The sequence below is a fragment of the Pedobacter sp. BAL39 genome, from assembly GCF_000170795.1.
Classification (GTDB): Bacteria; Bacteroidota; Bacteroidia; order Sphingobacteriales; family Sphingobacteriaceae; genus Pedobacter.
Genome location: NZ_ABCM01000011.1, coordinates 139,872 through 163,968, shown reverse-complemented (window position 1 = coordinate 163,968; position 24,097 = coordinate 139,872). Strand labels below are relative to the sequence as shown.

Genomic DNA, 24,097 nt, shown 5'->3' with positions numbered 1-24,097 from the left:
TTTGAGATGAAATGATCAGCTGGTAGCGAGTCAGTTAATTTGAAAAAGCCTGAACATGTTTCAATATGATGTTACATGCCGTTTCAATTTCATCTTTGTTGATGATGAGTGGAGGAGCAATGCGCATGGAATTGCTGCAGTGCAGGAACCAGTCGCTGATCACACCGTCAGCAATACAGGCATCAATTACCTTTTTGTTGAATTCAAAATTCTCAAATTCTACCGCAATCATCAGTCCTTTACCCCTTACCTCCAGGATGGAAGGATGAACCAGTAGTTGTTTAAACAGATCTCCTTTTTCCTGTACACCTGATACCAGATCTTCCCGGAGAATGGTCTGCAGCGTTGCTAAGCCAGCAGCACAGCTTACCGGGTGTCCGCCGAAGGTGCTGATGTGGCCGAGGATTGGATTGGTGGTCAATGAAGCCATAATTTCTGTTGAACTGATGAACGCACCAATCGGCATACCACCGCCGATACCTTTGGCTAGTAGCAGGATGTCTGGCACAATGTCAAAATGTTCAAATCCGAACATCTTTCCCGTGCGTCCAAAGCCGCATTGGATCTCATCCAACACCAGCAATGTCCCCGTGGCTGTGCAGCGTGACCGTAAGGCATTGAAATAATCTTTATCGGCCACACGGATGCCCGCTTCGCCTTGGATGGTTTCTACAAACACCGCTGCGGTGCGCTCAGTGATTCTGGAAAGATCTTCCTCAACATTGTATTGAATAAAACTGATATCGGGCAGGAGCGGTCGGTACGCCTGTTTAAAATCCTCGTTGCCCATAAGGCTCAATGCACCCTGGGTACTCCCATGGTAGGAATGGTGGCAAGAGATGATCTCTGTGCGTTGGGTATATCTCTTGGCGAGTTTCATAGCGCCCTCTGCAGCTTCGGCACCGGAGTTGACAAAATAAGTGCAATTGAGGTTTGGAGGCAGTATGTCGGCAAGTGCCTTTGCAAAGTCCACCTGTGGGCTTTGTACAAATTCACCATACACCATGATGTGCATGTATTGTTCAGCCTGGGCCTTTACCGCCCCGACTACAGCAGGATGGCAATGTCCTACATTGCTCACACCGATGCCAGCAATCAGGTCCATGTGTCTCTTGCCTGTGGTATCATAAAGATACATTCCACTGGCCTTCACAAATTCTAAAAGTAAGGGGTCTAATGTGGTTTGAGCGTTGTGTTGAAGGAATAACTGACGTTGTGTAAGCATCCCCAAAAATACAAATTAATTCCGCTCAGGTCTCGTGTTTTTGTATCTTGACAGCAGTTCTCTTTTGAAAGTTTCCTGAGCCCTATAATATTTTCCAACCACTTTTATCGGCAGACTGGATTTGAGGCGATAGTAGTATTTCTTTTCAATGGCCAGCTCTCCCTGTTTGAAGTTCAGCTCATTGACAATCAGCGATTGAATTTCCGTGTCAGACATTTCCTCGATCTCCGTCAGTTTCTTGAAGCTGATCATATTCTGCATACGCACCTTCCGCAATGCCGACTGCTCCTTCTGGAAGTCGTTGTAGATCGGCCAGAATACACGGGCTTCCTCCGGCGACAAGTCCAGTTTTTGTGTAAGGTAGCTGATGCGGTAAGCTTCTATCTCATTTGACCTCTGTCCCTGTGCTGCAGCGAAAAAAGGTAACATAAACATAAAAGCTGTAACGATGTAATATTTCATTTTAGGTATTTATAAGTCAGAAGCTATATCATTCTGGCTGTAGTTGGTAAGAATATAATTCTCCAGATCAGCGGTAGCCACCACTGGTTGTTCTTCTTCCATGCTGGCGGCTTGTATGTGCTCAATAATCACATGTTCATCAATATCATACAACATCTGCTCATTTGCCAGCTCCGCATAGTTAACTACAGGCTCAGGTTTCTGCTGATAGAAGTATAAACCAGCAGCACTCAGTAAGATAAAACAAGCAGCAGAAGCATATTTAAGAAAACTGGAATGCCACAACCTGACGATTTTGACTGCATGTTTTGAAGGCGCCTGTACTGCCATCGTAACTTCATTCAGGTCATCATTATCATCGTGTGCCTGCGCAACGATCCTGGATGATAAGCCGGAGAAATAACCTTCAGGCGTTATGAAGCCCGCAGTTTCAACGGGGCTGCTGCCTTTCAGCTGTTCCAAAAATGAATTTCCATGAATCACCTCCGGAAGGGCCTCGAAATAATTGTCGGGTGTGATGAAACCACCGTCCGCAACTTTAGCCCTCAGGTCGTCCAGAAAGACAGATTGACGGATACGTTCGGAGAGGCTGTCAAAATAACCCTCCGGAGTACCACTCATCCATTCCTCATTTTCTAACTTATTTTCCATTGCTGTTTATATTGAGTCAATCCGATACAAAAGGTTTAAAAGGTGATGTCTTCATTTAGCATAAAAACTTCAATTTTTTTTACAGCGATATGAAAGGATGCTTTCAAGGCACCTACGCTAGTTCCTGTAATCTCCGAGATCTCCTCATATTTAAGGTCGTCGAAGTATTTCATGTTGAAAATTAACCGCTGCTTTTCCGGCAGTGTGAGCAAAGCCTCCTGCAGCTTGCGCTGCACCTTGTCGCCGTTGAAATAGCTGGATGCCACCAGAGACTCCGAAAGCTCCGATGATACCTCATCCAACGGCGTATTGTTGCGCTGTTTCTTCTTATTCAGGAAGGTAATAGATTCATTGGTAGCGATCCTGTAAATCCAGGTATACAGCTGGGAGTCACTGCGGAATTTTTCCAGGTTTTTCCATACTTTGACAAAGACTTCCTGGATCAGGTCATCTGCATCATCATGGTCAATCACCAGCCGGCGGATGTGCCAGTAGATCTTTTGCTGGTATTTTTGAAGAAGCAGGTTAAAGGCTTCATTTTTTGTTTTTCCATTAGAGAACTTCTCTAATATTTCTGAATCTTCAACCTGCTTCATTTATTATTTTTTTACTCTTTTTATCACCTTTTGAACAGCTTCAACAATATTTACGGTATCAAGTCCGTATTTGGTCATCAGCTGATCAGGGGTTCCGCTTTCTCCGAAGCTATCATTTACAGCAACAAACTCCTGCGGGGCAGGGAATTCTGTAGACAATAACCGGGCTACGCTCTCACCAAGACCACCAAATTTATTGTGTTCCTCGCAAGTGACTACCGAGCCTGTTTTTTTGACAGATTTAAGAATAGCTTCTTCATCCAGAGGTTTGATGGTGTGGATGTTGATGATCTCTGCATCAATGCCGAGCTCCGCAAGCTTTTCACCCGCTTCAATGGCTTTCCACACCATGTGTCCTGTAGCAACGATCGTTACATCAGTACCTTCATTAACCATCCATGCTTTTCCGATCTCGAACTTCTGGTCAGGATCTGTAAACACAGGGATCACCGGACGTCCAAAACGCAGGTATACCGGTCCTTCATGTTCAGCGATCGCAATGGTTGCCGCTTTAGTCTGGTTGTAGTCGCAGGTGTTGATGACGGTCATGCCAGGAAGCATTTTCATCAAACCTATATCTTCAAGAATCTGGTGTGTCGCCCCATCTTCACCAAGCGTTAAGCCCGCGTGAGAAGCACAGATTTTTACATTTTTGTTAGAGTAGGCAACAGATTGTCTGATCTGGTCATAAACCCTTCCTGTAGAGAAGTTGGCGAAAGTTCCTGTAAAAGGGATTTTTCCGCCGATGGTCAATCCTGCTGCAATGCCGATCATGTTCGCCTCAGCGATACCAATCTGGAAAAAACGCTCCGGAAACTCTTTAATAAAAGCTTCCATCTTTAACGAACCTACTAAGTCAGCGCAAAGAGCTACTACCTCCGGGTTCTTTTTTCCGGCCTCAAGAAGTCCGGCGCCAAAACCGGAACGGGTGTCTTTTTTTTCAGTGTATGTATACTTTTTCATCGATTAATAGTCTTTTAGCGTGCTTGTTAATTGTCCCAGTGCAGTAGCAAGCTGCTCATCATTAGGAGCAACACCATGCCACTTGTGCGATCCCATCATGAAATCGACGCCATTGCCCATGATCGTGCTCATCAGGTTCAGGATTGGTTTGCCCTTGCCGGTTAACGATTTAGCATAATGTAATGCCTTCACAATTTCATCCATATCATTGCCATTAGAGGTGATCACATGCCATCCGAAAGCCTCAAACTTTGCCTGCAGGCTTTCCAGGGAAAGGACTTTTTCTGTAGGACCATCAATCTGCTGACCGTTATAATCGATTGTAGAAATCAGGTTGTCCACTTTGTTGAAAGGCGCATACATGATTGCTTCCCAGTTTTGTCCTTCCTGAAGCTCGCCATCTCCGTGAAGAGAAAATACTATAGATTTATCGTTGTTTAGTTTCTTTGCTTGTGCAGCCCCAATTGCAACAGACATGCCCTGACCCAGTGATCCTGAAGCAATCCTGATTCCCGGAAGATGCTCATGTGTAGTTGGGTGTCCCTGTAACCTGGAGTTGAGTTTCCTGAAAGTAGCGAGTTCGCTCACATCGAAATATCCTGAACGCGCCAGAACACTATAGAAAACTGGTGAAATATGTCCGTTAGATAAGAAAAAGATGTCTTCACCTTTTCCATCCATCTTAAAATCATTAGAGTGATTCATGACCTCAAAATACAATGCGGTCATAAAATCTGCGCATCCTAATGATCCTCCGGGGTGTCCTGACTGGCAGCCATGCACCATTCTAACGATATCTCTTCTTACTTGAAAAGCGATATCTTCTAGCTCATTTATTGTATGTTTCATTAATTGGGGTTATTGATTAATTATATCAAAGGTAACGTATTTATCATTTATCAGGTTAAAATCTCCGGGCTAAAATGCCATAAAATGTCATCTAAATGGCAAGATCATCTGAGCATAACACTTGGCCCCCGGGAAAGGTTTGATAAAATTTTTGATAATTATTGCTAAGTGATAGGTGCTTTTTAATATATTTAAAAAATAACTAAACAAATTCTGGTATAATCCTTTAAAAAAATGACCACAAAACAAACCATTAGTCCAATTTATATCATTGGGGCGCTCTTTTTTGTATTCGGATTCGTTACATGGTTGAATTCCGTGTTGATTCCCTACCTAAAAATCGCATGCGAGCTCAATAATCTGGAGTCTTACTTTGTTGCCTTCGCTTTTTATATCGCCTACCTGGTGATGGCGCTCCCTTCTGCCTGGTTGTTGAAAAAAACAGGCTTCAAAAATGGTATGGCTGTAGGTTTGGTCATTATGGCGGTGGGCGCATTGATTTTTATCCCCGCTGCTATGACACGCACATATGTGTTGTTCCTGATGGGTTTGTTCATACAGGGAACCGGCTTGGCAGTACTGCAGACCGCTTCTAATCCATACATCACCATCCTTGGTCCCCCGGAGAGTGCCGCAAAGCGCATCAGTATCATGGGCATCTTTAATAAAGTAGCAGGTTCCCTGGCGCCGATTTTATTGGGCGCAGTAACCCTGAAAAATGCAGACGGCATTACCGCGAAGGTAGCCAGCATGACCCCGGAGGAGAAAGCCGCAGAACTCGGCGCACTCGCCAGTCGCGTGATCCTGCCATACGTGGCCATCATTGTCGTGTTGCTGGTGCTCGCAGTATTGATCTATATGTCCAGTCTCCCGGAGATTGATACCGAAAAAGAAGATGAAGAAGTAGCCTTGGCCAACACCAATAAAACAAGCATTATGCAATTTCCGCATGTTTTGCTGGGCGCATTCACATTATTCCTTTACGTAGGTGTAGAGGTGATGGCCGGCGATACCGTCATTAGTTATGGTGCCGCACAACAGATCCCATTGGATCAGGCTAAGTTCTTCACTACCTATACCCTGGTAAGTATGATCCTCGGATACATTATTGGTATCTTTTGTATCCCTAAATACTTTACGCAGCAGATGGCCCTAAGGGTGTCGGCAGTTCTGGGTGTCATCCTTGTTGCCGCAGCCATCAGTACTGAAGGTTATGTGTCGGTGTTGTGCATTTCCCTGCTGGGTCTTGCCAATTCCCTGATGTGGCCTGCTATCTGGCCATTGGCAATTGCCGACTTAGGCAGGTTTACCAAGACTGGTGCTTCCCTGCTCATCATGGGTATCTCCGGTGGCGCATTGCTGCCACTGTTGTATGGTTACCTGGCTGATCAACTCAATCCCCAGCACGCCTATGTCATCATGTTTCCTTGTTACCTCTTCATCTGGTACTATGCCGTTTACGGGCATAAAATTCGCACCAAATAACAAATGAACAGGGATGAACAGCAAAAAGTTCATCCCTTTCATTTAATCGATATTTTCCGTTCAGGCCGTTTTAAGGTTGAAATACTGAACGGAATGAACAGGTCTTCGGCAAGGTCTTTATAGGCTAAAAGTTTACTTTTATCCCATTCTAACCTAAGCTTTCAAACATTAAGACCTTTTTATGCCAATTTCCTATCTACGAAAGAAGCTAAATGATATTACCATCATTCACAGATTATATCTGATTTCTGCCCTGCTGATCTTGATCATGACCACAGGGGCTGGTATCTTATATTTTTTCTTCGCCAGTCAGCTCATGCTGGCCTTATCCATTATTTTTATCAGCTCCGCCGCCCTGCTTGTCGGCCTTTTGCTTCGTGAGTTTAAACTCGCCTTCTCTGATGAGCAGCATAGGGACCGATCACTCATGGGTGAGTTTAAGCTTAAACCCGGCGCTGAAGCTTTTCAGGCAAAACAGATCCTCGGATTGGCCAGCTCATTGAACCTGACTTCTGAGCGATTGAGGGAAAGCTGCCGGAAGCTGAAGCAGGCGGAAACGCGACTGGCAAAGCAACGCAGGAAAACCGAAGCACTCAAAAAAGCAAAACAGACCTTTCTGGTTAACATCAGTCACGAGATCAGGACACCCATGAACGGGGTGCTGGGCTTCGCACGTCTGCTGGAAGGATCTATTAAAGACACTGACCATCAGGAGTCACTACGCTTGATCATCAAATCGGCAGATCAGCTCATGACCATACTAAATGATATCCTCGACTTCTCCAATCTGGAAGAGGGAAATGTAAAGTTCCACAAACAGCCATTTTACCTGAAAGATGCTGTTGATGGACATTTTAAGCTGATGGCATCGGAGTTTAAATCAAAAGGTCTCGGCTTTAAATACCACCTCAGTGAATACGTGCCCGATGTGATTAGTGGAGATGAACTGCGACTGGGCCAGATCTTGCTCAATCTGACCTCTAACGCCTTAAAATTTACCGACTCCGGCAATGTGGGCATCGACATCTCCGTGGTCGAAGAAACTGCAGAGGAGGTTACGCTCGAATTCTGTGTACGGGATACTGGCATTGGCATTGCCCTAGAGAAACAGCAGCAGATCTTCGACTTCTTCGAGCAGGCTTCCAATGATGCTTCACGTAGGTATGCAGGAACCGGACTGGGGCTGAGCATCGTTAAGAAACTGGTGAGCCTGCAGGGGGGAGAGGTGTTTTTGGAAAGCAAGCTTGGACGTGGTTCCAACTTTTACTTCCGCCTTCCTTTTGAAACGGTCAAGGACGTCCTGCCGCAAACTGCTATCCCCGCAAGTGCCACAACTAATGTCAATCTCGAAGATATTGGCCGCGATATTCATGTGCTTATTGTTGAAGACAATCCGATCAATCAGCGACTGGTGATCAAGCTGATGGAAGCCCGGGGGTATCAGACCACAGTGGCCGAGAATGGACGGATTGCGGTAGAGCAGTTGGCCGCGCGCGACTACGATATTGTGCTCATGGACCTTCAGATGCCAGAGATGGACGGTTACGAAGCAACAAAATTGATCCGTAAGATGGCTGCACCGAAAAAGAATACCCCAATTGTGGCCATGACTGCACATACCATCAAAGGAGAACTGGAGAAGTGTCTTTCCATCGGCATGAACGATTATATATCAAAACCTTTCAGTGCAGCAGAGCTTTACCAGAAAGTCGGAGCGCTCACAGTTGCCCATGTCATTTCTGAGGATGTCAGCAAATCATAAAAAAGCCTGTAACCTGATCTTGGCCAAGAAAAAGTTACAGGCGTTCAGCCAAAGTTAACCGTATTTTATTCGAGGAGTTCCAGTACCTGTGCTGTAGGGTTTTTGCTGTCTACCTTTTTGATGATGTGTGCAATATTCCCCTCTTCGTCAATCACAAAAGTAGTCCTGTTGGTCCCCATATATTTCTTGCCGTACATGTTTTTCTCTCCCCAGACACCATAGGCCTCCACAATCTTTTTGTCTGTATCTGCCAGGAGTGTAAACGGCAAACTGTGTTTGGCTGCAAACTTCTGGTGCGACTGCTCATCGTCCACGCTGACACCCAGCACAACGATGCCCTTTGCCATCAGTCCCTGGTAGTTGTCCCTGAAGTCGCAGGCTTCAGCCGTACATCCTGGGGTATTGTCTTTCGGATAAAAATAGAGGATTACTTTTTTGCCCTTAAACTGGCTTAGTGTTACCTCGTTGCCGTCCTGGTCAGCGACATTAAAATCCGGGGCCTGCTGGCCTTCTGTTAATTCAGTCATTCTTGATTATTTATAAAACGTTATGGAATAATTGCGGTTATTGTCTTTCATATCCGTAACAATCAGCTCCAATGTATGTTTGCCTGGTTTTGTTTGCTCGTCAAAGGTGTGCCACAGGCTGGATGTTTTGGTGTCAAACTCCATCAGTACCCAACGGCCGTCGATAAAGCCGTTGAAGCTTTTGATGCCGGACAGGTTATCGCGGATCTTAAACGACATCTTGCTGATGCCGGACATGTTTTTGCCGTTGCTGATGTTTACCGGACTGATGGTCGGCGGAATCGTATCTATAGAAATGAAAAAGCTGCCGAAGTTACGCGGTTTTGCTTTCACATAACCATTCTCAAAGTAACCACCCTGTGAGGATCTTCCGGTGTTCACAATCAGTGCTTTTTCCCTGTATTTCTGAGGCAATGAGCTGTCGGCCTTAATCCAGATCTCAAAGCCCGTATGCAAAGGCGTGAGGTTATTGTGGATCTGATGGATTGCCGAATACGCATTGGATTCCGGTCGTGGCAATGTTTTATACACGAAGTTAAGGTCGTTGTACAAAGTACCTTTTGGCAGGATTGCCTTCAGGTCATTGTTGTTGAACTCGTTCACCGTTGCATAAGAGAATATGGTGCCCGCTGGCGGCGGTGGGTTGGTGATGGTGGCTTGTCCATCTGCCTGTACTTTAAATGACAGGTAGCTCTTGTTTCCCTTGCCATCCGTAATGATGTATCTCATCTGGTGGAGTTTGCCATCGTTAAAGTCGATGCGGCCGCTATTCACCAGGTTGCTGTAGATGCCCAGTGGATTACCAGGATCCACGAAGCTCTTCTGGATGCTCCGTTTCGTGTTCAGGTAGGTCGGGTAATCAATATGAGAATTGATGGCCTTACTGTTTTCAAATGAAAAGCGTTCGAGGGCTGAGGTGAAAACTGTTTTCCCATCCAGCTCGAGTTCGATGGAATAGACACCGTTCAACCCGGAAGCGCCACTGTGTCTGTCGGTAGCCACGATGCCGAAGCCCACTTCTCCGCTAAGGTTGATGGTCGACACCTTGTTTAAACTGTATTTTCCTGCACCACCAGCCACCTGGAAATACTGCTTCGGTGTAAACTCATTGAAAGGCTTTTTATTGAGCCGGTATACATACATGGAGTAGATTACCGGAGGGACATCGTCGGGAATCTCAAATCCAAACAGCTGCGGATTGATGGTGGCTTCCGTCTTGGAATCCCTTAATTCGAAATGAAGGTGCGGGCCGCCGGAGCCACCAGTATTACCGGAGTAGGCAATGATGTCACCTTTATGCACCGGAATGAGCTGAGCGTTTGGAAACTCGTCAATTTCGTAAGACTTCTTATCATATTGAATGCGCTTTACCTCTCTGGCAATCGTGGGGTTGAAGCGCTGCAGGTGCCCGTATACTGAAGTATATCCATTGGGGTGATTGATGTACAAGGCAAGCCCAAACCCACTGTTCTGTACACGGAGCCTGGAGATGTACCCATCTGCAATGGCATATACCGGATAACCTTCACGCTGGTTTGTCCGGTAGTCCATTCCTGAATGGAAATGGTTGGCACGCAGTTCCCCGAAAGAGCCTGCAAGGGCGGGCGGCGTGATGTCCAGCGGAGGGCGGAAGTCCATCAAGGGATATTTATTGGCACTGAAGACCTGTTGTGCACCGGATTTTGAGGTGCAGAGGCTGAAAAAGATCGCGAAAAGGAGAACGGGGATGCTGGCTTTAATCATTCTTGCTTATTTGATGTCGAAATTAAGGAACTGCTGACCTTCCAGCCATGCCTCCAGCTTGTCGCCCTGAAACACCTGGCCCACACCTTCCGGCGTTCCGGTAAAGATCAGGTCGCCCTTTTTCAGGGTGATGTACTGGGATACAAAGGATATGATTTTCTCAAACGAGAACAATACCATTTTAGTGTTTCCATTTTGTTTCGTTTCTCCATTGATCTGGAGTTCAAACTGTAGGTTATAGACATCCTCGAACTGTGCTTTTGGCACAAAATGACTGATCGCAGCGGAGTTGTCGAAAGCCTTTGCCAGCTCCCATGGCCATCCTTTCTCCTTATGTGCCGCCTGGATGTCCCTGGCGGTAAAGTCTATACCGAGGCCAATTTCTTCATAATAGTTGGAGGCAAATTTCTCCGATAAGTGTTTCCCTTCCTTGCAAATCTTCAGCACTACTTCCAGCTCATAGTGGATCTCCGAAGAAAACTCCGGGAGGTAAAAAGGTCTGTTGTCTTTCAGCGCTGCAGTATCGGGCTTCAGGAAGATCAATGGAGATCCCGGAATGGGATTGTTCAGTTCCTGGGCATGAGCAGCGTAGTTACGTCCTATGGCAATGATTTTCATTTGAGATGATGGTTTTTGTGTTCAGCCATACAGCATTTTACTGTGGGCAGCTCAAAAATAGTAAAGAAAAAAGTGTTATTACAGAACAGAGATGCGTTTTACAATAGTTTCTGACCCGGAGACGATTTTAAGGAAGTAAATGCCACTGTTTAAGCGGTTGGGGATCGTGTAACTTTTTGTTTGCTCGCCGGATGGAACGCGCTCATTGGAGAGGGTCACCACTTCATTGCCCAGCAGGTCCATGATCTTTACAGAAAGATTGGACTCCCTGTCCATCTTGAGGATCAGGTTGATCTGGTCATTTACCGGGTTCGGGTAGATTTTCAAAACACTCAGGATCTTGTCCTGCTTAGGCGTACCATTGATCTTGTTGCTGCTCAGTACGTCTCCATACTGCACAAAACCAAAGCCTGTCTTAGGCTTATAAGTAGGTACATTCGCTTTAATCTGTGGGGTTTTATAGATTTTTTTCGCCCTGATGTTGTTTACGGCGCTATCCGGTTTCTGTGCAAAAACATTAAGACTACAGAAAACACTCATGCACAGGATGCAAAGAATGTTAAAGAGCAGTGCTGTTTGTAGTTTTATATTCATGCTTGGATGTGCCAAAAATATAAATAAATAAACGAAAAAATCAATCAATTTGTTTACAATTTTCAGATTTAACAATATTTAACAACTTATGTCGTTCTCTGCTGTTTGTAGATGCAAGAGGCTTAACGGCTGATAATGATTTTATAAGATTGTAAATTTGTTTATTTACCGTAATTTTGTCCAATAATTCAAAGCAAGTGTCAAATCATAAAAATTTAAATGCGCTCAGTGCCGGAGGGCTATTGATCAGTCTGGGTATTGTGTACGGTGACATCGGAACTTCTCCATTATACACCCTGAAAGCCATTTTTACTGCCGTTAAGAGCGGCGGACAAACCGTCACTCCGGAGCTCGTTCTTGGAGCGCTGTCCTGTATCATCTGGACGCTGACACTGCAAACCACACTTAAATATGTGGTTGTTACGCTGAAGGCCGACAACAAAGGAGAGGGTGGGATTTTCTCGTTGTATTCTTTGGTGCGTAAAAATGCGAAGTGGCTGGTCATCCCCGCGGTGATTGGCGGATGTGCCATGCTTGCCGATGGGATCATCACCCCGAGTATCACCGTCACCTCCGCCATTGAGGGACTACAGCTGAAGTTCAATGATGTACCCGTTATTCCCATTGTCATTGCCATCATCACCTTGCTGTTCATCATCCAGCAATTCGGGACCAACCTCGTTGGTAAGCTGTTTGGGCCGGTAATGTTCCTGTGGTTCAGTGCACTGGGCTTGCTGGGTTTGCTCTTTGTGATTCAGGATTTCAGCATCCTGAAAGCATTAAGCCCTTATTATGCCTTTGTCCTGCTCGCCAATAATCCTACTGCACTGCTCATCCTGGGTGGTGTTTTTCTTTGTACAACAGGGGCCGAAGCCTTGTATTCTGATATGGGACACTGCGGCCGTAAAAATATCAGGATCAGCTGGATCTTTGTAAAGCTGATGCTCATCCTCAATTACCTCGGACAAGGGGTATGGGTGCTGCATAGACCTCATTATGAAGTCACACTGAACCCTTTCTTCGAAATCGTACCTCCGCAATACCTCTTGTTTATGGTGGCCCTGGCCACACTGGCAGCAGTAATTGCCAGTCAGGCGATGATCACTGGCTCATTTACACTGATCTCTGAAGCCGTCAGGCTGAACCTCTGGCCAAAAGTGAGGATCAACTATCCAAGTAACCAGAAGGGACAAATTTATGTGCCGTCCATCAACTGGTTGTTATGGATTGGCTGTATTGCCGTTGTCCTCATCTTTAAGAAATCCGGGGCGATGGAGGGGGCTTATGGTCTGGCCATCAACCTGACTTTCCTCGCTACAACTATATTGGTTGCGGCCTATATGAAACGCAAAAAGGTGCCATATTATGTCATCGGGCTGTTCGTGCTCATCTATGGTAGCATCGAGCTCACCTTCCTCGTTGGTAATATGGCCAAGTTTTTCCACGGAGGATGGGTAACTGTCCTGATTGGTTCTGCCTTATTTACCGTGATGTGGAGCTGGTACGTAGCCCGGAAAATTAAAAACCGCTTTGTTAAATACGTCGAAATTGAAGATTACTTCAACATCATCGCAGAACTGAGTGAGGATGAATCGGTTCCTAAATATTCCTCTCAGCTGGTTTACCTGACCAGCGCCAATTTTAAAACTGAGATTGAGTCGAAAATTATCTATTCGATGATCCAAAAGGAACCTAAACGTGCCGACATTTATTGGTTGGTACACGTGGATGTCGTCGACGAGCCATTCACCAGGGAATATAAGGTGGAGTTCCTGATTCCAGGTAAGCTGATCCGTATCGACTTCAAATTGGGCTTCCGTGTAGAGCAACGTGTCAACCTGTTATATAGAAAGGTGATCGAGGAGCTGGTGAAAAATGGAGAGGTCGACATTACCAGTCAGTATACTTCCCTGAATAAACACAATATCCCTGGAGATTTCCGGTTTGTGTTATTGGAAAAGCACCTGTCTAAATTCTCCAAGCTCAGCTTTTATGAACGCAGTGTAATGGACTACTACTTCATCCTCAAGCGTTTCAGCTTATCCGAAGAACGTAGTTTCGGACTGGATTCCAGTTATGTCGATGTGGAAAAGGTACCGTTGATCTTTGTTACTCCTGATGATATTGAGCTGACCAGGCTACCTGTTTAGTCGTAAAATGAATTTCTTGCGATAGTTTTCTTATGAATCTCAGTTTTAGATCAAAACTGAGATTTTTTTATTTCCAGAGTACCTGTTCCGTTTCAATACGCGGATTTTCATCTGTGGTTTTTGTGATGACATCACTATCAGCCTGCTCAGGAAAGCCGCGAATAAGATCCGGTGATCCGGTTATGGCAATGTGCAGCTGCAAATATTTGTGCTGTAAACTGAGACAAATCGACAAAAAGATGAACAAATTTTACAATTTCCAATGGGTTACTTTGGTTACTATTAAACCAAATGTAAACCCCACTGTGAAATTTCCCTGAGCATCGCCGCCCGGCATATTTTGCAGTTTATCCATGATTATGCGAAAGATATTATTTGCCGCGTTTCTACTCCTTCCTTTTCAGGTTCTATTCGCCCAGAAAACTGCGCTGACCGACTTTCCCGAAGGATATCACCCTAAAGAAGTAGGGAAACTGATCGCCCACCGTTTTGTAAATGCGAAACATGCCCTCCACGCCGGAAAATGGATTGGGTATCCGGAAACCTTCTATTGGAATGGTGCGCTTAAATTTGCAGCATTGACAAAAGATAAAACCCTTACCGGGTTGATAAAAAATAAGTTTGATACCCTTGTTTCTAAAGAATCAGCACTGCTGCCCATCATGAACCATGTCGATCTCAACATGTTTGGCAGGTTACCATTGGAGTTCTATAAGGTCACCAAAGACAAAAAATACCTGGAACTGGGGTTGCCCTATGCCGACACACAATGGATCCTTCCGGAAAAATACAGCCCAAAACAAAAGGAATGGGCCGATAAAGGCTTTTCCTGGCAAACGCGCTTGTGGATAGATGATATGTATATGATCACCATCGTACAAACAGAAGCCTACAAGGCCACTGGAGACAGAAAATACATTGACCGTGCTGCTAAAGAAATGGTGCTTTACCTGGATGAACTCCAACGGCCAAATGGTCTTTTCTACCATGCTCCAGATGCCCCTTTCTACTGGGGGCGGGGAAACGGTTGGATGGCAGCAGGGATGGCCGATTTACTCCGCGAACTGCCAAAAGACAACAAGGACAGGCTCCGCATTATGGAGGGCTATAAAACCATGATGGAAAGCCTGAAAAAATATCAGCAACCTGGTGGGATGTGGAATCAGCTCATTGATGATCCGGAGATCTGGGCGGAAACGTCGGGATCAGCCATGTTTACCTATGCCCTGGTCACAGGGGTGAAACAAGGTTGGTTGGATACAAAAACATATGCTCCTGTTGCCCGGAAAGCATGGATGGCACTGGTGCCCTATGTAAATGAAAAAGGTGCGGTATCTGGGATCTGTGTGGGTACCAATAAGAAAAATGACAAGCAGTATTATTACGATCGCCCGCGTCAGACCGGCGACTATCATGGTCAGGCGGCCTACATGTGGGTGGTGTATGCGCTACTGGAAATTTGAGACGAATCGACAAAAAGTTGATCCAATAAATTAATCCATATTTCTTTACTTGGCAGATGGCAACCTGTTTTCTGACTAAAGGAAGCGGGTAGCCATTAAACCAAATATTAAAACTGTAATGAAGGATATCCAGGTATTTATTTTGGACGGGTGATGTCATCCCCGATCTGAAAGCGGGTGAACCAAGCCCGGGAAAATCAAGACACAACAAACGAATACAAAAACCAACTGACACAATCCCAAACCAACTAAATCAAACCCTCTTTGTATGATCAATAATTACCTCTTACTCCGATAAAAATTCTGGTGCCGGTCTTCCCAACGATTACGCACTAAAGCGCTTTTTAAACTAATCCCCTGAGATATTGAACACATTGATGCGTTAAAAAATACGTCCCTGGTTTGGTATGCCCCAAAATTAGCTGCTTTACAAGTTTATCAAATAACAATCCCGGCTATTTCGTTCACACTACCGCCTTTTCACATGCAACGGAGTGTAGCATAATTAAATGTATGTAATCCGACGCTGCTCGGATAAAATCAAGATATATATGAAACTAAAAAACAATATTAAAACCCGGTACAGGCACCTCCACTGGATGCTGTGCTGTTTGATTGCGCTTTCCCTAACCCAGTGTAAAGACGACGAGCTGAAGAAAGAAGCGGGTTACGATCCCTCCAAACCTGTAGTAGTTACAGATTTTTACCCGAAAGAGGGAGGGGCGGGAAATAACCTGGTCGTATATGGTGAGAACTTCGGAAATGATATCTCTAAAATAAAAGTCGTAATCGGCGGGAAAACGGCCAAGGTTGTCGGCGTCAAAAACAACAGCCTGTATTGTATTGTTCCCGAGGCAGCCTATGAAGGAGATATACAGGTCACCATCCTCGGCGACAACCAGCAGGAGCTCGCCCAGACTACATCCAAAGAAGCGTTTTCGTATTCCAGAAGATGGCTGGTATCTACCTTTTTAGGTAAATACTATCAGGTAGCTACAGATTTCCAGGAAAAAGAAGGTCCTTTTAACGATTGTGGTGCCTTTAAAGGCATAGAGTGGCTGTCTTTTGATCCTAAAAATCACAACCATCTCTATTTTACCGCGGGTACAAATAGTAGCCGATTAATCGACTTTGAGAGGCAGTATGTAAGCTACTTCCGAACGGCGCTTGATAACGTCGGCATCATTAACTGGAGGATTGATGGAAATCAGGATATGCTCATTACCCATAACCACTCCAGCGATACCAGGTATGGTAACTATATCGTTTCCCGCGAGTCGGGATTTCTTCAGAAACAAGCGATAGAGGTTTATTCCAGAGGAGTCAGAGGAACCATCGTTCATCCGCAGAATGGGGAATTGTATTATTCAAGATTCAGGGCCGGTGATATCCGAAGGTATGACTTCGTGACGAAAGAAGATAAACTTGTATTCGCAAATCCATTTAATGGTGTCGCTATCTACATGGTGGTACATCCCTCGGGAGACTATGCCTACTTACTTGAATATGACAGGCACTTTATCATGCGTACCGATTATGACCGTGAAAAGAAAACGTTTAAAACTCCCTACACCATCTGTGGTGCCGCAGGGACTGCGGGCTATGCAGACGGTATTGGAACAAGCGCACTCCTGAACTGGCCTGTACAGGGAGTGTTCGTGAAAAATCCGAACTATGAGGGCGAGGAAGATCCGTACGACTTTTATTTCTGCGACAAGGAAAATCACGCCATTCGTACGCTGACCCCTAAAGGAAGGGTAAGCACCTATGCCGGTCGCGGGAACAATGGTACAAGTGGATATGCCGATGGTGACCTGCGCACTGAAGCCCGGTTTAAACAACCGCAAGCGATCGTTTATGATGAGGAGCGCAAATGTTTTTATATCGGTGATACCGGAAATAACCTGATCCGTAAAATAGCTAAAGAAGAATAATCACTTATATACAAGTATACATATGAAATTTATTATACTGACATGCCTCCTGTTGCTCGGGATTTCCTGGAATGTGCTGGCACAGCAGGAAGTTACCGTAACTGGTGTGGTTACAGATGTTAAAAAATTGCCTCTTGTTGGAGTAAGCGTGTCCGTCAGCAATATGCCCGGACTGGGAACGACCACCGATGAAAATGGAAAATATACCATAAAAATGCTCCCCTTCAAGACACTTGTCTTCAGTTACATCAGCTTTGACAAACAGGAGGTCCTGGTGAAAGATCAGCGGGTGGTGAATGTTATCCTCAAAGAATCGGATGCCAGCGTGCTTGGTGAGGTCGTCGTTACGGCTACTGGTGTACAGAAAAAAATTGCCGTCACAGGTGCCATCACTACCGTAAATGTTGAACAGCTGAAGGCCAATCCTTCATCATCCATGGCAAATGCACTTGCAGGAGTAGTGCCTGGTATCCAGGCAATGCAAACATCCGGTAAGCCGGGTAGCGTATCCGAATTCTGGATCCGCAGCATCTCTACTTTTGGTGCCAATAACGCAGCACTGGTATTGATCGATGGTTTTGAACGCGATTTCAACGAAATCAATGTGGAAGACGTGGAAACCTTCTCCGTGTTAAAAGATGCCTCTGCAACCGCCATCTACGGCAGCAGGGGCGCTAATGGGGTCATCCTCATCACGACCAAACGTGGGAAAGAGGGGAAAATCAATATCAACGCCAAAGTAGAGGGTTTTTACAATACCTCTACCAAGCTACCTGACTTTGCAGATGGCTATACCTATGCATCCATGGCCAACGAAGCAAAAACCACCAGAAACCAGCAACCTCTCTTTTCTCCATCTGAATTGGAAATCCTTCGCCTAGGACTGGATCCCGACCTCTTTCCTGATGTGGATTGGATGGATGTCCTGCTGCGTAAAGGCTCCATCAGCCAGCGTAGTGTACTAAATATGAGTGGCGGTGGTAAAACTGCCCGGTATTATGTGTCCGGAGGGTATCAGAATCAACAGGGGATGTATAAGGTAGACGATGCCCTGGACGGTTACAATACCAATACCAGTTTCCGCAGGTACACCTATCGTTTAAGTGTAGATATGGACATCACTAAAACTACTTTGCTGAGGGCCGGGGTGTCCGGTTCCTTGCGGAAACAGAGTGATCCGGGTGTAGGAACAGATGCCATCTGGACTTCTTTGATGGGGTACAACTCCATCATGATGCCACTGCAATATTCAAATGGCAAGATACCCTCTTGGACAGGACAGGATGACAACCTCAATCCATGGGTACAGGGCACCATGACCGGCTACAATGAAAGCTGGTCGAACAATATCCAGACCACCTTAAACCTGGAGCAGAATCTGGATTTCCTGACCCCGGGACTGCGGTTTATCGGGCGGTTCGGTTATGATACTTACAATAACAATAACATCAGACGTTTTAAACGCCCTGAGTTGTGGAATGCCAATCGCTACCGCGATGGAAATGGTGAACTTGTGTTTACCCGTGTAGCAGAAGAGCAAAAAATGATACAGTCGTCGGGGTCTGATGGCGAAAGAAGGGATTTCTTTGAATGGGACCTTTATTATGACAAAAAAATAAAGGAGCATAATTTCGCTGCTGTAGCGAAATACACGCAGGCCTCAAAGGTATTTACCCAGAATCTTGGTGTCGACCTAAAAAATGGAATTGCCCGCCGCAACCAGGGCGTTGCCGGACGCGTTGGCTACAACTGGAATTACCGGTATTTTGTTGACTTCAACTTCGGATATACCGGCTCGGAAAATTTTCATAAAGACTATCGGTTTGGATTCTTTCCTGCTGTATCGGCTGCATGGAACATCGGGGAAGAACCGATGCTGAAAGATCTGGAATGGATCAATATGTTTAAAATCCGTTATTCCTACGGTAAAACCGGAAACGATAATCTGGGCAATAACATCCGCTTTCCTTACCTGTATACGATTGATCAGATGGCCGACGGCGGATATAATTTTGGAGATTTTAATTCTCCAAATTCAACATGGAACGGCATTCGCTATTCTACCATTTCCTCTCCAGATGTTACCTGGGAAATTGCGACGAAACAAGATCTGGGGCTTGATTATTCCTTATTCAAAGACCAGTTCAGCGGTGCAATCGACTACTTCCGCGAACGTCGTGACGGGATTTACATGGTGCGCGATTTCCTTCCTGGATTTCTCGGCGTAGAGAGCAAACCATCAGCGAATGTAGGCGAAGTAAAGGTTCAGGGAATAGACGGAAATTTTACTTTTAAACACAAATTGCGTGAAGTAGACCTGACCCTTCGCGGAAATATTACCTACAGTAAAAATGAGATCGTCGAAAGGGACGAAGAAAATACCATTTACGACTATAGGCTGCAGAAAGGCCACCGTGTAAATCAGGCCAGAGGCCTTGTCGCTTTAGGTCTGTTCAAAGATTATGATGACATCAGAAACAGCCCTGAGCAGACATTTGGTGCGGTAATGCCTGGCGATATCAAGTACAAGGATGTGAACGGAGATGGTAGGATTGACGACACGGATATTGTTCCGATTGGGGCCACCACCAGACCAAACCTAACTTATGGTTTTGGTATCTCTGCCCGCTGGAAAGGCCTGGACGTTAATGTGCACTTTCAGGGCGTTGGGAAATCCAGTTACTTTATCGATGGTACTTCTGTGTACATGTTCCAGGGGGGCGACGGATGGGGAAATGTATTAAACGAACTGGCAAACAGCAACCGCTGGAAACTGGGGGAAAATGAAGATCCGAACGCCGAATATCCAAGGTTAACCTATGGAGCGAACTCCAATAACTACCGTAGATCGTCATTCTGGCTCAAGGATGGTAGCTATATGCGTCTGAAAACACTCGACATCGGTTTTGCCTTTCCCAAATCGTGGATCAATAGGATGCAGGTAAGCACCGCCCGCCTGTTTTTTATTGGCACCAATCTGCTCACCTTCTCGAAATTCAAACTTTGGGACCCTGAACTGGGAAACCCGAACGGAAAAGTTTATCCACTCAGCAAAACGTTGTCAGTAGGCCTCTCCGTTGGTCTGTAATCCATAGGTCTATAAGAAAAAGAATATGAAAAGAATAGCTATAATCTTATCCGCTATAGGTTTAATACTCACTATAGGGGCATGTAAAAAATATCTCGACTCAGACTACCTGTTTGATGAGCGGATGACTACAGAGGATGTTTTTACAAACTCCGACTATGCAAACCGATGGCTGGCACGTACTTACTACTACCTCGGAACGAACGAACTGCAGGACGTGGCCAGCAAAAAAACGGTGCCCTTTAATTTTGCAGACGACATGTTTTATGGGGATGAAAATGATGAGTACAGGCGATGGAAAAACGGACAATACACAGAAAATGGTATTGATGGCGAAAGCAAACGCATTTGGGAGCTTGCCTATCAGGGCATCCGGCAGGCTTCGATCTTCCTGAAAAATATCGATATCAATAAAACGTTTACGCGCACCGAAATTGCATCAATGAAGGGGGAAGCACGGTTTTTAAGAGCTTACTACTATTGGATCCTGCTGCGTACCTACGGGCCGGTACCTCTTGTGGCCGATGATGGTATTGACTACACAAAAGAATATGATGAAATTGCACAGGCACGTAACAGCTATGAGGAATGCGCCGATTTTATTTCAGCGGAGCTCGCAGAAGCGGCTAAAGTGCTTCCAATGCAGCAAGGCATCCAAACTGTTGCCCGTCCGAGCCGCGGTGCAGCACTTGCTCTGCGCGCCAGAGTATTGTTGCATGCCGCAAGTCCGCTGGCCAATGGAAAAGCACCTGCTGACGTTGCAGCTGCAATGGTGACCAAAGATGGGAAACACCTACTCTCCGCAGTATACGATGAAGTAAAATGGGCCAAAGCCGCTGCCGCTGCAAAGGATGTCATAGATCTTGGCCAATACAAATTGTATGTCGCTTATAAAAAGGCAACAGGAGATGCGGCTTATCCTGCCACTGTCACGCCTCCATCCGACAACAATTTCTCTAATGCCAACTGGCCCGCCGGATGGCAGGATATAGATCCTTTTGAATCTTACCGCGCTTTGTTTAACGGTACAGTTCCGGCTTATCAAAACCCCGAGCTCATCTTTACCCGGGGTCAGAACCAGGGAGGAGAAGGCATCAACGTCATGGTCGTACACCAGCTGCCCCGTCTGGAAGGTAAAGGTTACAACTCTCATGGCATGACGCAAAAGCAGATCGATGCCTATTACATGAACGATGGCAGCGATATACCGGGCATGAACAGCATGTATGCAGGACGGTCTGGTTATGAGGATCGCTACAACACAAACCCGCGCAGCACTGGGTTTGTAACACAGGCAGAGTTAGCCACTTATCCTGAATTGGGCCCGCTGGGCGTTGGTGTCAATAAACAGTATGCAAAACGTGAACCCCGTTTTTATGCTTCGGTGTCTTATAACGGATCCACCTGGAACTTCCTGAATGGAGAGAGCACAAAAGATGAGAAAAACAATGTGCAGATATTTTATTATCGTGGGGATCCCAACGGTTATAAAAATACTACCTACTGGACACGTACTGGGATTGGCATCAAGAAATACATACATCCTGACGACATTAGTAATGTGGCAGTTACTGGATACGATCAAAGCAGGATGACAAAAAAAGTAGATCCTGCCATCCGCTATGCCGATGTGCTGCTCATGTACGCCGAGGCACTTAACGAATTGAATGGCGCTCATAACATTCCTTCCTGGGATGGGACTAAAACACATGTCATCGCCCGCAGCATTGGGGAAATGAAAGCCGGCATTCAGCCAGTCCGAATCCGTGCGGGATTAGCCGATTACCCTAATGAGGTATATGCTGATCAGCGTCTGTTCCGAATCAAACTAAAAAGAGAACGCCAGATTGAGCTGTTTGCTGAAGGACTGCGCTATTTCGACCTCCGCCGATGGGCGGATGCACCTTCAGAAGAGTCTGCCCCGATCTACGGAAATAATGCCTATGCGACGAAAGCGCAGGCCGACCTCTTCCATACCATCGTAGAGACACCCTCGCTGCCTTCCATTTTTACGCTTAAAATGTGGTTCTGGCCCATTCATTTTGATGAGCTGAGACGCAACAAATACCTTACGCAAAATCCCGGCTGGACGAACCCTGAATAATTTACCATAATCTGAGAAAATGAAAAAGAATATATACAGGCTATTAGTTACATTGATCACAACAGTAATCTGCTTTGTGTCATGTAAGAATGAATGGGAAGAAGAACAGTTCAGTCAGATGGCTTCCTTTAAGGCCAACCCAACAACACAGGGTGTCACATGGGCTTACATCCGTTATAACGCCCAGGGAAAAATGAAGTTTAACCTCCCGGTGGTCATCAGTGGCTCAACACCGAATGAGAAAAATCGTACCATACACATCGGCCTGGATCCTGATACGCTAGCAAGACTGAACCAGGAACAATATGGCCATCGCCAGGAGCTCTATTTCCGGCAACTGGGCAGCAACTATTACAGTATGCCACCCACTGTTGAAGTCCCTGCAGGACAAAGCGTAGTAAACTTCCCTATTGAATTTACACTCGGGGATCTCGACCAATCTGATAAATGGGTACTGCCACTCCAGATTCTAGATGATGCCTCCTACGATTATAAAGCAAACCCACACAAATATTATCGCCGGGCGATGATGCGCATCACCCCCTTTAATGATTATTCCGGTGTGTACGGCGGTACACTGTACAGAATCTTCCTTGACGGGGAAACGGAACCGCTGACCCTAAACACCCATCGGACTTTTGTCGTGGATGACAAAACCATCTTTCTCTATGCCGGAACGAGGGATATCGACTATCCCGACCGTAAAAATTACAAGGTGCTGATGAGATTCACAGATGATCGGATTGATGTTCAAAAGAGAAAATTGGAAGTCTGGAGTGATAATGCCGTAAACAACAAGTTTAAGCTGGGGGCTACGCAGTCCTATTACACCATGGACGAGGAAATGGATGCCAAGCTTCCCTATATGAAACACATCTACATCACCCTTTATCTCTCCTACGAGTTCGAGGACTATACCACTGTCCCGGGACAACGGCTGAAGTATAAGGTCGAAGGGACGCTTTCTATGCAGCGGGATATGAACACGCTGATCCCTGATGAGGACCAGCAAATTCAATGGTAACAACAGTATGCTCAATTTCTAATGTCTGGGGTTGTCAGTAATTTACTGACAACCCTTTTTTGTCACATCAGCTTTTATATCTTCAATCAGCTTTTACATCTTTAGGTAATGAATTGATGTATGCCACCGGCGTCAGGTTAAAATACCGCTGGAAGTTTTTGTTGAAAATGCTTTGCGTACTATATCCCACCATCTTCGAAATCTCAAATAAGGTGAATTCATTTTGTGCCATCAGCTGGGTTGCCTTTTTTAGGCGGGTAATGTCAATCAGTTCCTTTGGCGACAATGAAGACAGCGACTTGATCTTCCGGTAAAATGTTGGGCGGCTCATATGCATGTGCTCCGCCAGCTGCTCAATGTCGAGACCCGCGTTTTTGATGTTTTTGCGGATGTATTCGTCCAGCTTTTTAAGAAAAGCCTCATCAGTTTTAGAGTGTGCCATGACACGAACATCCTCGAATGGTGAACTTGCAAAATGAGCCTTGATCTTCAGTCTGTTTTTCAGCAGGTTGGCGACCTGCAGCTGCAGCAACTCCGGGGAGAACGGCTTTTTGATGTACAGGTCCGCACCAACTTCCAGGCCTTCAATATGCGCCTGATACGTGTTTTTTGAGGTCAACAAGACCACCGGGATATGGCAGTAACCGACATTTGATTTCACCAGCCTGCAAAACTCGAAACCATCAATCCCTGGCATCATGATGTCCGAAATGATGAGGTCTACCATCTCGTTGTCCAGAATGTCTTTTGCAATTTCTCCATTAACAGCAACGTGTGTTTTATAGGTGTCGCCTAAAACTTCTGATAAGAATTCCAATATCCCTTCATTGTCGTCTATAATTAAAATACGCTCCATCAT

Annotated in this window: 20 protein-coding genes; 8 read left to right on the top strand and 12 right to left on the bottom strand. The window is 45.6% G+C overall.

Translation table 11 applies throughout. From position 1 onward, the window contains the following. Positions 1 to 34: 34 nt before the first annotated feature. From PBAL39_RS15240 to PBAL39_RS15215, 6 genes are read right to left on the bottom strand one after another with little or no spacing between them, the layout of a single operon-like run. On the bottom strand, positions 35 to 1,225 hold the full coding sequence (locus PBAL39_RS15240) for an aspartate aminotransferase family protein (RefSeq protein ID WP_039866738.1): 1,191 nt from the start codon (positions 1,223 to 1,225) through the stop codon (positions 35 to 37). A gap of 15 nt (positions 1,226 to 1,240) precedes the next feature. Then, positions 1,241 to 1,687 (bottom strand): hypothetical protein, encoded by a 447-nt coding sequence (locus PBAL39_RS15235; RefSeq protein ID WP_008243089.1) that lies wholly within the window; start codon positions 1,685 to 1,687, stop codon positions 1,241 to 1,243. A gap of 9 nt (positions 1,688 to 1,696) precedes the next feature. Next, positions 1,697 to 2,338 carry a hypothetical protein gene (locus PBAL39_RS15230; RefSeq protein ID WP_008243087.1) on the bottom strand — a complete coding sequence of 214 codons (642 nt, stop codon included), beginning with the start codon at positions 2,336 to 2,338 and terminating at the stop codon, positions 1,697 to 1,699. A gap of 35 nt (positions 2,339 to 2,373) precedes the next feature. Further along, positions 2,374 to 2,934: an RNA polymerase sigma factor gene (locus PBAL39_RS15225; RefSeq protein ID WP_008243086.1), complete on the bottom strand. Its 561-nt coding sequence runs from the start codon at positions 2,932 to 2,934 to the stop codon at positions 2,374 to 2,376. Between the two features lie 3 nt (positions 2,935 to 2,937). Then, positions 2,938 to 3,897, bottom strand: coding sequence for a transketolase family protein (locus tag PBAL39_RS15220; RefSeq protein ID WP_008243085.1), 960 nt, complete (start codon positions 3,895 to 3,897; stop codon positions 2,938 to 2,940). A gap of 3 nt (positions 3,898 to 3,900) precedes the next feature. Continuing rightward, on the bottom strand, positions 3,901 to 4,746 hold the full coding sequence (locus PBAL39_RS15215) for a transketolase (protein WP_039866735.1): 846 nt from the start codon (positions 4,744 to 4,746) through the stop codon (positions 3,901 to 3,903). Positions 4,747 to 4,980: 234 nt separating this feature from the next. Here PBAL39_RS15215 and PBAL39_RS15210 point away from each other — a divergent pair, with 234 nt between their 5' ends. Together PBAL39_RS15210 and PBAL39_RS15205 are read left to right on the top strand one after the other, a co-directional pair. Then, complete coding sequence (locus tag PBAL39_RS15210; RefSeq protein ID WP_008243081.1) at positions 4,981 to 6,231, top strand: sugar MFS transporter; 1,251 nt, start codon at positions 4,981 to 4,983, stop codon at positions 6,229 to 6,231. A gap of 181 nt (positions 6,232 to 6,412) precedes the next feature. Further along, entirely contained in the window at positions 6,413 to 7,993 is a 1,581-nt protein-coding gene (locus tag PBAL39_RS15205; protein WP_008243080.1) for a response regulator, read from the top strand. A gap of 65 nt (positions 7,994 to 8,058) precedes the next feature. Here the strand turns inward: PBAL39_RS15205 and bcp are convergent, their stop codons facing one another. From bcp to PBAL39_RS15185, 4 genes are all read right to left on the bottom strand, one after another. Continuing rightward, entirely contained in the window at positions 8,059 to 8,520 is a 462-nt protein-coding gene (bcp, locus tag PBAL39_RS15200) for a thioredoxin-dependent thiol peroxidase (RefSeq protein WP_008243078.1), read from the bottom strand. Between the two features lie 6 nt (positions 8,521 to 8,526). Further along, entirely contained in the window at positions 8,527 to 10,263 is a 1,737-nt protein-coding gene (locus PBAL39_RS15195; RefSeq protein WP_008243076.1) for a M23 family metallopeptidase, read from the bottom strand. Positions 10,264 to 10,269: 6 nt separating this feature from the next. Further along, a complete protein-coding gene (locus tag PBAL39_RS15190; protein WP_008243074.1) occupies positions 10,270 to 10,881 on the bottom strand; it encodes a fumarylacetoacetate hydrolase family protein in 612 nt (203 codons plus the stop codon). A 78-nt stretch (positions 10,882 to 10,959) separates the two neighbouring features. Continuing rightward, on the bottom strand, positions 10,960 to 11,475 hold the full coding sequence (locus PBAL39_RS15185; RefSeq protein ID WP_232282963.1) for a T9SS type A sorting domain-containing protein: 516 nt from the start codon (positions 11,473 to 11,475) through the stop codon (positions 10,960 to 10,962). Positions 11,476 to 11,672: 197 nt separating this feature from the next. Between PBAL39_RS15185 and PBAL39_RS15180 the strand changes: the two genes are divergently transcribed. Beyond that, positions 11,673 to 13,625, top strand: a complete 1,953-nt coding sequence (locus PBAL39_RS15180) for a KUP/HAK/KT family potassium transporter (RefSeq protein ID WP_039866768.1) — start codon at positions 11,673 to 11,675, stop codon at positions 13,623 to 13,625. Positions 13,626 to 13,692: 67 nt separating this feature from the next. Here the strand turns inward: PBAL39_RS15180 and PBAL39_RS25840 are convergent, their stop codons facing one another. Next, positions 13,693 to 13,827 carry a hypothetical protein gene (locus tag PBAL39_RS25840; RefSeq protein ID WP_008243068.1) on the bottom strand — a complete coding sequence of 45 codons (135 nt, stop codon included), beginning with the start codon at positions 13,825 to 13,827 and terminating at the stop codon, positions 13,693 to 13,695. 157 nt (positions 13,828 to 13,984) lie between these two features. Here PBAL39_RS25840 and PBAL39_RS15175 point away from each other — a divergent pair, with 157 nt between their 5' ends. The 5 genes from PBAL39_RS15175 (at position 13,985) to PBAL39_RS15155 (ending at position 23,238) form a co-directional block, all read left to right on the top strand. Then, positions 13,985 to 15,088, top strand: a complete 1,104-nt coding sequence (locus PBAL39_RS15175) for a glycoside hydrolase family 105 protein (protein WP_039866732.1) — start codon at positions 13,985 to 13,987, stop codon at positions 15,086 to 15,088. Between the two features lie 551 nt (positions 15,089 to 15,639). Continuing rightward, positions 15,640 to 17,022: an IPT/TIG domain-containing protein gene (locus tag PBAL39_RS15170; RefSeq protein ID WP_008243054.1), complete on the top strand. Its 1,383-nt coding sequence runs from the start codon at positions 15,640 to 15,642 to the stop codon at positions 17,020 to 17,022. A 22-nt stretch (positions 17,023 to 17,044) separates the two neighbouring features. Continuing rightward, positions 17,045 to 20,110, top strand: coding sequence for a TonB-dependent receptor (locus tag PBAL39_RS15165; protein ID WP_008243052.1), 3,066 nt, complete (start codon positions 17,045 to 17,047; stop codon positions 20,108 to 20,110). A gap of 25 nt (positions 20,111 to 20,135) precedes the next feature. Further along, on the top strand, positions 20,136 to 22,214 hold the full coding sequence (locus PBAL39_RS15160) for a RagB/SusD family nutrient uptake outer membrane protein (RefSeq protein ID WP_039866730.1): 2,079 nt from the start codon (positions 20,136 to 20,138) through the stop codon (positions 22,212 to 22,214). A 19-nt stretch (positions 22,215 to 22,233) separates the two neighbouring features. Continuing rightward, positions 22,234 to 23,238, top strand: coding sequence for a DUF4973 domain-containing protein (locus PBAL39_RS15155; RefSeq protein WP_008243048.1), 1,005 nt, complete (start codon positions 22,234 to 22,236; stop codon positions 23,236 to 23,238). 82 nt (positions 23,239 to 23,320) lie between these two features. On the opposite strand, the gene PBAL39_RS15150 is transcribed toward PBAL39_RS15155, so the two are convergent. After that, positions 23,321 to 24,097, bottom strand: a complete 777-nt coding sequence (locus PBAL39_RS15150) for a response regulator (RefSeq protein WP_008243046.1) — start codon at positions 24,095 to 24,097, stop codon at positions 23,321 to 23,323.

What these genes read in the sequence shown, in the direction of transcription:
- PBAL39_RS15240 (WP_039866738.1), bottom strand. Translation starts at nt 1,225, where the DNA reads ATGCTTACACAACGTCAGTTATTCCTTCAACACAACGCTCAAACCACA.
- PBAL39_RS15235 (WP_008243089.1), bottom strand. Translation starts at nt 1,687, where the DNA reads ATGAAATATTACATCGTTACAGCTTTTATGTTTATGTTACCTTTTTTC.
- PBAL39_RS15230 (WP_008243087.1), bottom strand. Translation starts at nt 2,338, where the DNA reads ATGGAAAATAAGTTAGAAAATGAGGAATGGATGAGTGGTACTCCGGAG.
- PBAL39_RS15225 (WP_008243086.1), bottom strand. Translation starts at nt 2,934, where the DNA reads ATGAAGCAGGTTGAAGATTCAGAAATATTAGAGAAGTTCTCTAATGGA.
- PBAL39_RS15220 (WP_008243085.1), bottom strand. Translation starts at nt 3,897, where the DNA reads ATGAAAAAGTATACATACACTGAAAAAAAAGACACCCGTTCCGGTTTT.
- PBAL39_RS15215 (WP_039866735.1), bottom strand. Translation starts at nt 4,746, where the DNA reads ATGAAACATACAATAAATGAGCTAGAAGATATCGCTTTTCAAGTAAGA.
- PBAL39_RS15210 (WP_008243081.1), top strand. Translation starts at nt 4,981, where the DNA reads ATGACCACAAAACAAACCATTAGTCCAATTTATATCATTGGGGCGCTC.
- PBAL39_RS15205 (WP_008243080.1), top strand. Translation starts at nt 6,413, where the DNA reads ATGCCAATTTCCTATCTACGAAAGAAGCTAAATGATATTACCATCATT.
- bcp (WP_008243078.1), bottom strand. Translation starts at nt 8,520, where the DNA reads ATGACTGAATTAACAGAAGGCCAGCAGGCCCCGGATTTTAATGTCGCT.
- PBAL39_RS15195 (WP_008243076.1), bottom strand. Translation starts at nt 10,263, where the DNA reads ATGATTAAAGCCAGCATCCCCGTTCTCCTTTTCGCGATCTTTTTCAGC.
- PBAL39_RS15190 (WP_008243074.1), bottom strand. Translation starts at nt 10,881, where the DNA reads ATGAAAATCATTGCCATAGGACGTAACTACGCTGCTCATGCCCAGGAA.
- PBAL39_RS15185 (WP_232282963.1), bottom strand. Translation starts at nt 11,475, where the DNA reads ATGAATATAAAACTACAAACAGCACTGCTCTTTAACATTCTTTGCATC.
- PBAL39_RS15175 (WP_039866732.1), top strand. Translation starts at nt 13,985, where the DNA reads ATGCGAAAGATATTATTTGCCGCGTTTCTACTCCTTCCTTTTCAGGTT.
- PBAL39_RS15170 (WP_008243054.1), top strand. Translation starts at nt 15,640, where the DNA reads ATGAAACTAAAAAACAATATTAAAACCCGGTACAGGCACCTCCACTGG.
- PBAL39_RS15165 (WP_008243052.1), top strand. Translation starts at nt 17,045, where the DNA reads ATGAAATTTATTATACTGACATGCCTCCTGTTGCTCGGGATTTCCTGG.
- PBAL39_RS15160 (WP_039866730.1), top strand. Translation starts at nt 20,136, where the DNA reads ATGAAAAGAATAGCTATAATCTTATCCGCTATAGGTTTAATACTCACT.
- PBAL39_RS15155 (WP_008243048.1), top strand. Translation starts at nt 22,234, where the DNA reads ATGAAAAAGAATATATACAGGCTATTAGTTACATTGATCACAACAGTA.
- PBAL39_RS15150 (WP_008243046.1), bottom strand. Translation starts at nt 24,097, where the DNA reads ATGATGGAGCGTATTTTAATTATAGACGACAATGAAGGGATATTGGAA.